This is a genomic window from Sphingomonas sp. PP-CE-1G-424, assembly GCF_004341085.1.
GTDB lineage: Bacteria > Pseudomonadota > Alphaproteobacteria > Sphingomonadales > Sphingomonadaceae > Sphingomonas.
Window position 1 is genome coordinate 258,954 of the sequence record NZ_SLXW01000002.1, and the last position, 11,558, is coordinate 270,511.

Annotated in this window: 9 protein-coding genes; 4 read left to right on the forward strand and 5 right to left on the reverse strand. The window is 65.1% G+C overall.

Translation table 11 applies throughout. The features are described 5' to 3' along the window. Nucleotides 1-11: 11 nt before the first annotated feature. The 4 genes from C8J43_RS06305 to pgi form a co-directional block, all read right to left on the reverse strand. Nucleotides 12-2,969, reverse strand: coding sequence for a TonB-dependent receptor (locus C8J43_RS06305; RefSeq protein WP_133030201.1), 2,958 nt, complete (start codon nucleotides 2,967-2,969; stop codon nucleotides 12-14). A 370-nt stretch (nucleotides 2,970-3,339) separates the two neighbouring features. Beyond that, nucleotides 3,340-4,695, reverse strand: a complete 1,356-nt coding sequence (gene gorA, locus C8J43_RS06310) for a glutathione-disulfide reductase (protein WP_243645451.1) — start codon at nucleotides 4,693-4,695, stop codon at nucleotides 3,340-3,342. Nucleotides 4,696-4,801: 106 nt separating this feature from the next. Then, nucleotides 4,802-5,179: a DUF4174 domain-containing protein gene (locus tag C8J43_RS06315; protein WP_133030203.1), complete on the reverse strand. Its 378-nt coding sequence runs from the start codon at nucleotides 5,177-5,179 to the stop codon at nucleotides 4,802-4,804. A gap of 124 nt (nucleotides 5,180-5,303) precedes the next feature. Beyond that, nucleotides 5,304-6,794, reverse strand: coding sequence for a glucose-6-phosphate isomerase (gene pgi / locus C8J43_RS06320; protein WP_056065526.1), 1,491 nt, complete (start codon nucleotides 6,792-6,794; stop codon nucleotides 5,304-5,306). Nucleotides 6,795-6,919: 125 nt separating this feature from the next. Between pgi and lepB the strand changes: the two genes are divergently transcribed. The 3 genes from lepB (at nucleotide 6,920) to era (ending at nucleotide 9,588) form a co-directional block, all read left to right on the forward strand. Beyond that, the gene (gene lepB / locus C8J43_RS06325) at nucleotides 6,920-7,729 is read left to right on the forward strand and encodes a signal peptidase I (protein WP_133030204.1); all 810 of its coding nucleotides are present in this window, start codon (nucleotides 6,920-6,922) and stop codon (nucleotides 7,727-7,729) included. After that, nucleotides 7,726-8,388 carry a ribonuclease III gene (gene rnc / locus C8J43_RS06330; RefSeq protein WP_107954640.1) on the forward strand — a complete coding sequence of 221 codons (663 nt, stop codon included), beginning with the start codon at nucleotides 7,726-7,728 and terminating at the stop codon, nucleotides 8,386-8,388. Before lepB ends, rnc begins: the two co-directional genes overlap by 4 nt. A 276-nt stretch (nucleotides 8,389-8,664) precedes the next feature. Continuing rightward, nucleotides 8,665-9,588, forward strand: a complete 924-nt coding sequence (gene era / locus C8J43_RS06335; RefSeq protein WP_207893342.1) for a GTPase Era — start codon at nucleotides 8,665-8,667, stop codon at nucleotides 9,586-9,588. A gap of 179 nt (nucleotides 9,589-9,767) precedes the next feature. On the opposite strand, the gene C8J43_RS06340 is transcribed toward era, so the two are convergent. After that, on the reverse strand, nucleotides 9,768-10,517 hold the full coding sequence (locus C8J43_RS06340) for an NAD-dependent deacylase (RefSeq protein WP_133030206.1): 750 nt from the start codon (nucleotides 10,515-10,517) through the stop codon (nucleotides 9,768-9,770). A gap of 217 nt (nucleotides 10,518-10,734) precedes the next feature. On the opposite strand from C8J43_RS06340, the gene C8J43_RS06345 reads away from it, so the two are divergent. Then, nucleotides 10,735-11,529: a hypothetical protein gene (locus tag C8J43_RS06345; RefSeq protein WP_133030207.1), complete on the forward strand. Its 795-nt coding sequence runs from the start codon at nucleotides 10,735-10,737 to the stop codon at nucleotides 11,527-11,529. Nucleotides 11,530-11,558 lie beyond the last annotated feature (29 nt).

The window sequence follows — 11,558 nt, forward strand, 5'->3', positions numbered from 1 at the left end:
CGATTAACGCATCAGAAACGATATCCGACCCTGAACTGGAAGCGACGCGGCAGGGTGAGCAGCCCGGTCGGCAGGTTGGTCGGCCCGCCGAACCTATAGCTCTCGCCGACCCCGAGGTTGCCCGAATAGCCGGTATAGTTCTTGTTGTTGAAGGCGTTGAGCAGGTCGACCGCGACGTTTATGTTGTGCGTGTTGAACACCTTGATGTTGTTCTGCAGCGTCAGATTGACCTCGCAGAACGCGAACACGCTGCCGAGGCAGTTCTTCGGCCGGTACAACGATCGGATGGTCTGCTGGTTGATGCTGGTGCCGGCGGACTGGTCGAGCAGCTGGAACGCGGTGCCGCTGCCGAGCGTCGTCAGCGTCGAGAACTGGAAGCCGATCGGCAGGTCGACGATCCCCGACAGGACGATCCGGTGGCGCTCGTCCTGATCGGCGATCGGCCGCCAGCCATATTGATCGGGCGTCACCTTATCGAGGCTGAACAGATCGCCGCCGTCCTGCTCCGCCTTCGACAGCGTGTAGGTGAGGTTGAAGCCCCAGCCCGACGACACGGTGTAATCCTTGTCGATCGTCACGAGCAGCGCCTTGTAGCGCGTACGAAGGCCATCATAGCCGATCAGCACGTTGCCGAAGCCGTTCGCGCGCGGGATCGTCGTATCGCAGCAGGATCCGTCCGCGTTGCGCGTCGCGAACAGGTGCGTGTAGCCGTTCTGCCCGCGGACATACGACCCGGTCACCGAGGCGCGGAAGATCCCGAACTTCTGGCGCAGGCCAAGGCTGAACTGATCGGTCGACGGCGCCTTCGCGTTGTTCTTCACCGCGAACAGTTCGGGCAGGCCGGTCTGCGCGGTCTGGCGCAGCGCGAGCAAGCCCTCCCGCGTCTGATAGCTTTCGTTCCACACCACGGTGGGGTTGCCGTCGCGCGGCTGGCCATCGCGGGAGAAGTAGAAGATGCCGGTCTGGTACTGAAGGCGGAATTGCTCGTCGAGTGTGTTGTTGAAGACGTTGCGGTCGTAATATTTGCCGTAGCCGCCGAACAGGACGGTGCGCTGGTCGTCGTTGAAGTCATAGCTGAAGCCGACGCGCGGCTGGAACATGTCCTTGCGCGTCGGGCGATCGGTGCCGTCGGTGATGTAGTTCGCGGGATCGAAATAATCGGTCCGGGGCAGCGCGTTCAACGTCGTGACGGCCGCGGCAGGCGTGCGATACTTGTTGTTGAACAGATTGCTTTCGTAGTCCCAGCGCAGGCCGAGGTTCAGCTGCAGCTTGTTAGTGATATCCCAGTCGTCCTGCAGATACACGCCGAGCTGTGAGTTCGACGCGATGATCCGCGGATTGCCCACGCCGAGCTGCGCGGTCGCCGGGAAGCTGAAATCGAGCCCTCTTTTCGCGTCGTTCTGGAAAAAGTAGTTCGGCTGGACGTAGAAGTTCTTGGTGAAGTCATAATCCTGGAAGGCGAAGCGGATGCCGCCCTTGATCACGTGGTTGTCCAGGCCGTTATACGTCAGGTCGTCGCGCAACGTGTAGCTCTGCTGGCTGATCCGCTGGGTCGAATCCTTGCCGCCGAAGGTGATGACGCCCTCGAACTGGAAGCTCGGATCGTCGGGGTTGAGCGACGACGGGTTGTAGACCGTATCGAGATAGGTCGCGTTGAATTCGTTGAGGAAACTGTCGCCGGTATAGGTCCATTTGTACGTGTAGGTGTCGGTCTTGTTGATCTTGTTGACTGCCGCCGAATACGCGATGTTGGCCGAGCCGAAATTGGCGCCGAAGCCGGTGATGTCGGTCTCCTGGCGGCGGCTGAACGACAGGTCGAACACCTGGCGCTCGTCGGGCGTGAAGGTCAGCTTGCCGAAGTAAAAATCGCCGCGGTACGGGCTGACATAGGTGCCTTCATACTGGCCGAAGCGCGCGAGGTTTTGCGGCGTTGGGGTGCCGACGGTCACGCTCGATGCGCGATCCTGGTCGTTGCCTTCGTAGGCGCCGAAGAAGAACAGCTTGTCCTTGATGATCGGGCCACCGAGCGAGATGCCGTATTGCTTGCGCTCGAACTTCGGTTTGTCACGGCCGGCGCGCTGGTCGCTGATGTTGGCAGCGGTCAGGCTGCGATCGGTATATTGGCCGAACATCTCGCCGTGGAAGTCGTTGGTGCCCGACTTGGTGATCGCGGTGATGATCGCCGACCCAGCCTGTTCGTATTCGGCCTTGTAGTTCTGTGTCAGGACGCGGAATTCGCCGACCGCGAGCTGCCCGAACGGGTTGCCGCGGCTGTCGGTCTGGCCGGCGATACCGCCGAGCGTCTGGCTCTTCAGGCTGGTGCCGTCGATGAAGACGTTGACCTGGCTCGCGGGCGAGGCGCCCGCGGTGATGCCCTTGTTGGTCTCGCTGTCGTTGTAGCGCACGCCCGGCGCGAGCGCGGCGAAGGTCAGGAAGTTGCGATCGCCCTGCGGCAGGATGCGGATCTGGTTCTGGCTGACGTTGGTCGCGACTTCGGAGGTCTTGGTCTCGACCAGTTTCCCCGCGGTGACGACGATCTCGCCGCCTTCGTTGGCGCCGCCGGTGGTGGTGCCACCCTCGGCGGTCGCGCCGGCGGCAGGGGCCACCGCGGTCGGTGCCGCGAGCACCGCGTCGAGCGTCGCGGACTGGCCGACGCCGACCGAGATACGCTGCGCCGAAATCTTGCCGTCGGGACCGGTGAACGTGATCGTGTAGGTGGCAGGGCGCAGGCCGTTCAGCACATAGCTGCCGGTCGCGCTGGTGGTCGCGCGGAACGTCTGGTTGGTCCCGTCATTCACCGCGACCACGGTCGCGCCCGCGACCGTCGCCTCGGCGGCATCACGCACCTGGCCGCGGATCGCCGCCGTCGTGGTCTGCGCCGATGCGGGGGCAACCAGTGCAGCCGCAGTGCCGAGTATCGTCGTCGTCGCCAGTGCCGCGCGCAACGCCGTGGCCATCATCGTCTTCATGTCCCAAAGTCCCCTGTTGGGAAGTCGCATCGGGACAGACGGTACGCGCATCGCACCGTCAGGTCGGGCTGTGCGCCGACTGTCGGTATCCTGCGTCGCGATTTCCCGCGCTTCCATGCCCTGATCCACTCCCGCGAACCGCTCCTCATGGAGACGGTCCCGGCGCCGCGCATGTTTGCGTATGCTGCCGGGAGAGGGGGCTTACGCCGCGTTTTCGCCGGCATCCAGCCTTCCGCCAGGGTTGTGGTCATTGCGCGACAAGCCGTGTCTTTTCCGCAACAACCCATGTGTTGCAGGGATTTGCCGCTCACCTGTGACTATCAGGACGGTGATCCGCCTCGAGGTTTGCTCGCCGAAAGCAGAGAATCCCTTACTTCATAAGGACTAATTCTTCCGCCATCGTCGGATGCAGTGCGACCGTCGCGTCGAAATCCGCCTTAGTCAGTCCGGCCTTTACCGCCACGGCCGCCGATTGCAGGATCTCGGGGCAGTCTGGCCCGATCATGTGGATGCCCACCACCCGGTCGGTCTCGCCATCGCAGATCATCTTGTACAGGGAGCGCTCGTTGCGGCCTGCCAGCACGTTCTTCATCGGCCGGAAATCGGACGTGTAGACCTTCACTGATCCCAGCGCCTGCTTGGCCTGCAATTCGGTCATGCCCACGCCGGCCATCGGCGGGTGGCTAAACACCGCGGCGGGCACGTTGGCGTAATCGACCCGCGTCGGCTTGTTGCCGTAGAACGTGTCGGCGAATGCCTGCCCCTCGCGGATCGCGACCGGGGTCAGCTGTATCCGGTTCGTGACGTCGCCGACCGCGAAGATCGAGTCGCAGCTCGAGCGGTTGTCCTCGTCGACGATCACCGCGCCCGCCGCGTCCATCTCGACGCCAGCGCTCTCGAGCCCGAGCCCCTTGGTATTGGGCAGGCGACCGGTCGCGAACATCACGAGGTCGACGACGATCGGCTCATGGCCCTTCATGCTGACCGTCAGGCAACCATCCTCGCCCTTCTCGATGCTCTCGAACGCGGCGTTGAACCGGAAATCGATGCCCTTGCTCATCGAGATCTGGAGCAGGCGGTCACGGATCGACTCGTCGTAACCGCGCAGGATCACGTCGGTGCGGTTGACCAGCGTCACGTGCGACCCGAACTGGTGGAAAATCCCGGCAAACTCGTTGGCGATATAGCCCGCGCCGGCGATCAGCACGCGCTTGGGCACATCATCGAGGTGGAAGACCTCGTTCGAGGTGATGCCGTGCTCGGCACCGGGGAATTCGGGCACAAGCGGATGCGCGCCGACCGCGATCAGGATTTTCGCCGCGGTCTTGACGGTGCCATCGGCCAGCGTGACTTCGTTGGGCCCAGAGACGACCGCGCGCTGGTGAATGATGTCGACATGATTGTTCTGCAGCGTGGTCGTGTACGCGCCGTTGATCCGGTCGACCTCTTCCATGACGTTGTCGCGCAGCGTGGGCCAACTGAACGCACAATTGTCGGGCACCTGCCAGCCGAACCGCTTGGCGTCCTTCAAATCCTCCGCGAAATGCGCGCCGTAGATCAGCAGCTTCTTCGGCACGCAGCCCCGGATGACGCAGGTCCCGCCGACCCGGTATTCCTCGGCGACCGCGACGCGGGCACCGTGCGCCGCGGCGACGCGCGATGCGCGCGTGCCGCCCGAGCCAGCGCCGATGACGAAGAGGTCATAGTCGAATTGGGAATCGGTCACAGGCAGTCCTTGCAGGTCGCGCGGCTCTTCGCGGCTTTGCATGCCATCTGGGGCAGGGCGGATGCGGCGGCAACCCCGCCGCGCCGATCACACTGATCGGCTGTCTCTATCGGTGGCCGGCCTGGCGCATCGGCATCGCGTCGATCGTCGCCTCCAGCGTTGCGGCGGGGAAGGGCTTGGCGCTGCGGAGTTTCTCGCCACCGTCCTTGCCGATCAGGATCGCGGTGAAGCTGGCGGGGAGGTGGTATTTGCGGCGGAGTGCTGAGGCTGGGTCGCTTGCGCCGCGGACCGTGTCGCCGACGATTTCGACGACAGTGAGGTCGCGGGCGGCGGCGTGGATTTTCCACCCGACGAGGATGCGCCGTTGCTCCGCGAGCGCGGGGTCTCCGGCTGTCGAGGCGGAGACGATCAACACGCGCCGCTCCCACTTCATCTGCGCGATAGTAGGAGAGGCGGCGAGCGCGACGGCGAGAAAGATGGGCATAATCGGCAAACGCTCCGATGGTATCGAAGCTCCGTCATCCTGGGCTCGACCCAGGATCCAGAGCAACGCCCGGTGCCGCGCGTGGCTCTGGATCCCGGATCAAGTCCGGGATGACGACCGTGTTTTACCCAAACGCGCGCTTGATCAGATCATCCGTCGAAGGATCGAACGTCTGCCCGCCCTTCTCCGCCGCCTTCGCCATTTCCTTCCCCAGCTCGACCCCGAACTGGTCGAACGAGTTGATCCCCAACAGCACCCCGTTCACGAACACCCGGTGCTCGTAAAACGCGATCAGCGCGCCCAGCGTCCGCGCATCCAGATCGTCCAGCAGCAACGTCGAAGACGGCCGATCGCCCGAATAGCTCCGCGCCGGATCCTCGACCTGCTTGCCCGCCATCAGCGCAGCCCCCTGCGCGAACGCATTCAGCAGCAGCGCCCGGTGATGCTCCTCGGGCAACGTATCGCCCGGCTCGATCACCGCGATGAACTCGACCGGCACCAGATGCGTACCCTGATGCAGCAACTGGAACACCGCGTGCTGCGCCTCGGTCCCGACGCCACCCCAGGTGATCGCCGCCGAAGGACGCCCGAGCGGCTGGCCGTCTACCGTCACCGACTTGCCGTTCGACTCCATCTCCAGCTGCTGGAGATAGCTCGGTAATAACCGCAACCGCTCGTCATACGCGAACGGCGCGCGCGTCTCGGCATGGCGGATCTGCGTGTAATACAGGTCCGCGAACGCCGCGAGCGCCGGCGCGTTCTCGTGGAGCGCCGACAGCCGGAAATGCCGATCCATCTCGGCAGCACCCTCGAGCAGCTCCTCGAACCGGTCCCAACCCAGCGCAATCGCTGCCGGAAAACCGATCGTCGACCACAGCGAATACCGCCCGCCGACGCTTTCCGCGAACGGCAGGATGCGCGTCTCATCGACACCCCATTCCATCGCCTTCTCAGGGGACGCGGTCAGCGCGATCACACGGCCATAGGGGTCCTCGACATTATGCTCGGTCATCCACTGCAGGACGCTTTCGGCGTTCATCAGCGTCTCGGTCGTCGTGAACGTCTTCGACGCGACCACGAGCAGAGTCGCCGCCGGATCGAACTTCGCGAACACGTCCTCCAGCGCAACGCCGTCGACATTGGCGACGATCGCCACGTCGTAGCGCTTGTCGTCACGCCCCAGCGCATCGACCAGCAACTGCGGCCCCAGCGCCGACCCACCGATCCCGACGTGCAGGATATGCCGCACCGGGCCGAGCGCCTCGGCCTCGATCGCGTCGATCAGAGTCCGCATCCGCGCGTGGCTCGCCTGCGCGATCGCGACGCTCTCGGGTTTGCCCTCGCCGCGCTCGGCGGTGTGCTCGACCGCGCGGCCCTCGGTGACGTTGACGACCTCGCCTGAGAACAGCGCCTGGCGCTTGCCCGACAGATCCTGCGCCTTCGCCATTTCCTCGAACGCGGTGACCATGTCCGTCGTCAGGTGCGTCTTCGACCAGTCGAAGTGGATCCCCGCGACGTCGAGGCTCAGCTTCGAGAGGCGCTCCGAGTCCGCTGCGAACAGGTCGGTCAGCTTGGTGGCGGGCAGGGCTTCGATCTTGGACCAGTCGGCGGTCATGCTACTTCTCCGAATAGACGTGCGCGCCGGTCATGCTGCAAGCGCGAGACCGCGACAACGTTCTTTCGGTGACACGTATCCCGCACACGCTTGACGATAGGCGCAGGTTGAGCAAACCCGCGCACATGGCAAATGACGTGAAGACCAAACCCATACGTTCCGAAACGAGCGAAACGTTCCGCTTCCTGCTGAAGCTCGCGGTGGTCGTGCTGATCCTGCGCAGCTTCATCTTCGCGCCCTTCAGCATCCCGTCCGAATCAATGCTGCCCCGGCTGCTGATCGGCGACTATCTCTTCGTGTCGAAGTGGAACTACGGCTATTCGCGCTGGTCGCTGCCCGCCGGCATACCGCTGATCCCCGGCCGCATTTTCGGCAGCACGCCGACGCGCGGCGACGTCGTCGTCTTCCGCGCACCCGAAGTGCTCGATCACGACGTCATCAAGCGCGTCATCGGCCTCCCCGGCGAGACCATCCAGATGCGCCAGGGCACCGTCTACCTCAACGGCAAGGCGATCCCGAAGCTCCGCATCGCCGACTTCACGATCCCTCTGACCGCCAATTTCAACGCCGAGAAATGCGGCGCGCCGTACGTCGACGTCGTCGCGAACGTGCAGATCTGCCGCTACCCCCGCTTCCGCGAAACGCTCCCGGATGGCCGCAGTTACGAAGTCCTCGACCAGGCCGAACTCCCTGATCGCGACGACACCGGGCTCTACACGATCCCCGCCGGCCACATCTTCGTGATGGGCGACAACCGCGACGACAGCGGCGACAGCCGCTTCCCCGCGCCGCAGGGCATGGGCTACGTCCCGCTCGAGAACGTCGAGGGCAAGGCGGTCGTCAACTTCTTCTCGACCGACGGCGATGCCGAATGGCTGAAGCCGTGGACCTGGGTCAGTGCCGCGCGCTGGAGCCGTATCGGGGAAGGCTTTTGAGCGACCTCGCCGGCTGGTTGAAGACGCTCTTCGGCCGCGCACCAACCAACCTCGCCCCCTATGAGCGCGCGCTGACGCACGGCAGTCAGGCGGCGGCGAACTACGAACGACTCGAGTTCCTCGGCGACCGCGTCCTCGGCTTGATCATCGCCGAGTGGCTGTACGAACTCTTTGCGACCGACCCCGAAGGCTCGCTGTCGAAACGCCTCAACGCGCTCGTCACCGGCCCCGTCTGCGCCGATGTCGCCCGCGAACTCGGCGTCCGCGCGCACCTCAAGCTCGGCAAACAGGCGCGCGACGACGGCGCCAGCGACAGCGACAACGTGCTCGGCGACGTGATGGAGGCGCTGATCGGCGCCTGGTACCAGGAAGCCGGCCTCGACGCCGCGCGCGCCTTCGTCCGCGGCGCATGGGGAGATCGCGTCCAGGCCGGTGCAAAGGCCCCGCAACACCCCAAGTCCGCCCTCCAGGAATGGGCCGCCGCGCACAACCGCAAGCCCCCCGAATACACCATCGTCGAACGCACCGGCCCCGGCCACGCCCCGAAATTCACGATGCTCGTCTCCGTCGGCAAGCTAGCCGAAGCGACCGCGACGGGTTCCAGCAAGCAGGAAGCTGAAACCGCGGCCGCCAAGGCGTTGCTGGAGAAGCTGGGCTAAAAAGGATTTTTTCGCGCAGAGGTGCAGAGAGCGCGGAGATGGTGCGATTAGGGCAAGGTCGTGCCCGGCAAGACACCGAGATACTCGGCTGCGTATGATGGCAGAGGGCCGGCGCCTCATTCGCAACGCCTCCGCGTCCTCTGCGCCTCTGCGCGAACAAATCCCTTTCTGAGACTGCGCACAACGCACGACGGGCCCGCAGTTTGGCGGGAATGACGCGAGGGCGTTTTGTCTGTATGACCACCCCCGAATATCCCGATGCCGAAAAGAGCCTAAGTGACCGAACCTACCACGTCTGAAATCTCCGCCCCCAAGCATTGCGGCCTGGTCGCCATCGTCGGCGCGCCGAACGCGGGCAAGTCGACGCTCGTCAACGCGCTCGTCGGCCAGAAGGTCGCGATCGTCAGCCCCAAGGCGCAGACGACGCGCGCCAAGCTGATGGGTGTTGCGATCGAGGGCGACACGCAGATCCTGCTCGTCGACACCCCCGGCATCTTCGAGCCCAAGCGCCGCTTCGACCGCGCCATGGTCGCCGCCGCCTGGGGTGGCGCGGAAGGCTCCGACATCATCGCACTGGTGGTCGACGCCAAGGGCGGGATCGGCGGCAAGGTCACCACGATCGTCGAATCGCTGGTCGGCCGCACCGAACCGATCTGGCTGATCCTCAACAAGGTCGATCTCGCCGACAAGACCAAGCTGCTGATCCACGCCGAGAAACTGAACGCGCTGCTGCCCTTCGCGGAGACGTTCTTCATCAGCGCCGGCACCGGCGACGGCCTCGCCCACTTCAAGACGCAGCTCGCCAAGGCGATGCCAGAAGGTCCGTGGCACTACCCCGAAGATCAGGTCTCCGACTCGACCGAGCGTGCGCTGGCGTCCGAAGTCACGCGCGAGCAGCTCTATCTCCAGCTCCACGCCGAGCTCCCCTACGCGAGCACGATCGAGACCGAGCAGTATATCGAACGCCAGGACGGCTCGTTGGAGATCCACCAGCAGATCCTCGTCGAACGCCCGACTCAGCGCGCGATCGTGCTCGGCAAGGGCGGCGTCCGGATCAAAGAGATCGGCGCCCGCTCCCGCATCGAACTCGCCTCGATCACCGGCAAGCCCGTGCATTTGTATCTGCACGTAAAGGTCAAACCCGGCTGGGACGAAGACCGCGAAGTCTACCGCGACATGGGCCTCGACTGGGTCGACTGATCCTCACGCAAAAGACTGTTCCCCCGCGAGGGCGGGGGCCCAGCCTGGACTCCCGCCTTCGCAGGAGAACAATCTTTCCGCCCTCGGTCAGCACCAACCTGCGCCCACTCCACAACCACCCCGGCGAAGGCCGGGGCCCAGTTGGGGGACGGTTGTCACGACGGACAGCGCTCCGTCACTCAGGCCTTCCCAACTGGGCCCCGGCCTCCGCCGGGGTGGATGCCAGGTAACGAGCCGAGCACCTCATCAACCCACGCCGGCACCAATACCCCAGCCGCCCCGATCCGCGTCTGCTCGAAAAACACGCTCCCCATCGAAGGGTCGAGGTTCAGCTCCAGCGTCCGCGCACCGTGATACGCGGCGGTCTGGACGAACCCTGCGGCCGGATACACCGCGCCCGACGTGCCGATCGACACGAACAGATCGGCCTTCGCCAGCGCCGCCTCGATCCGCTCCATCTGGTACGGCATCTCGCCGAAGAACACGATGTCCGGCCGCAACGCGGCTGAGCCGCACGCCGCGCACGTCGCCCCCTCTGGCAAGCTGTCAGTCCAAGGTTCGCGCGCGCCGCACACGGCACACAAGGCCGACAACAACTCGCCATGCATATGCAGCATCCGCGTCGCCCCCGCCCGCTCGTGCAAATCGTCGACATTCTGCGTGACGATCAGCAGCTCGCCCTCCCAAGCCGCATCCAGCCGCGCCAGCGCGTGGTGCGCGGCGTTAGGCTCGACCCCCGCCAGAGCCGCGCGCCGCAGATCGTAGAACCGGTGCACCAGTTCCGGATCCACCGCGAGCGCTTCGGGGGTGCACACGTCTTCGACCCGGTGCCCCTCCCACAAGCCGCCCGGCCCGCGAAACGTCGCGATCCCGCTCTCCGCCGAGATGCCGGCGCCCGTCAGGACGACGATGTTTCTGATATTCTGCATCGGCACATTCTAGGCGGGGCAGCGACGCACGGAAAGCCGAAGTCGGCCTGCCGCCGCGGAAATGGCCTTCCGGTCGCCCGCCCGCCCTGTCCATGCGATGCGACCGATTGTCCCTTCCGGCGTTGAGGTACATCGACCATATCATCATGGCCGTCTGCGAACCGATCGCCGGTGCCGTCTCGGCGCTACGCTTTGATATTGTGAAGGACTTACTGCGATGTTGACGAAAAAGCTGATGCTGCTGGGCGGCGTGATCGCGGTCCTGGGCGGCTGTGGTCAGACGACTTCGACGGACTCGAACACCTCGACCGCGAACATCGCCATGGGCAACACCAGCGCCGCGGCGAGCGCGACCCCGGCGGTCAACCGCGTCCGCGGCGTGATCACTGCGATCGGCACCGACGCGCTGACCGTCCAGACCTATGACGGCAAGTCGGCCACCGTACCGCTCGACGCCAACACCAAGTTCGCCTGGGTGGTGAAGTCCGACCTGTCGACGCTCAAGGACGGCGACTTCATCGGCACCGCGACGACCGGTCCCGACGACGCGCTGCGCGCGGTCGAACTGGTCATCTTCCCCGAGGCGATGCGTGGCACCGGCGAGGGGCATTATCCCTGGGACGTCCCCGGCGCGGTCGCGGCTGCAGGCGGCGGCACGAATGGGTCCAGCGCAATGACCAACGGCACCGTCGACGGGCAGAGCGCGATGACCAACGGTACGGTCGATGGCCAGAGCGCGATGACGAACGGCACGGTCGCGCAGCAGAGCGGCATGACCAACGGCACCGTTACCGGCGGCGCAGGCAAGCCCGGCGAGACCAAGCTGAGCATCTCGTACAAGGGTGGCAAGGCACAGGTCGTGGTTCCCGCCGGCACGCCGATCGTCCGGTTCGAGCCGGCCGAGCGGTCCGTGCTCGCCAAGGGCCAGAAGCTGTTCGCGATCATCACGGCGGACTCCAAGGGAGCCAGGTCGGTCGCAGTGGGCAAGGACGGCCTGACGCCACCGATGTAATCGCACCGGTGCACTATGTGACCCGGCAG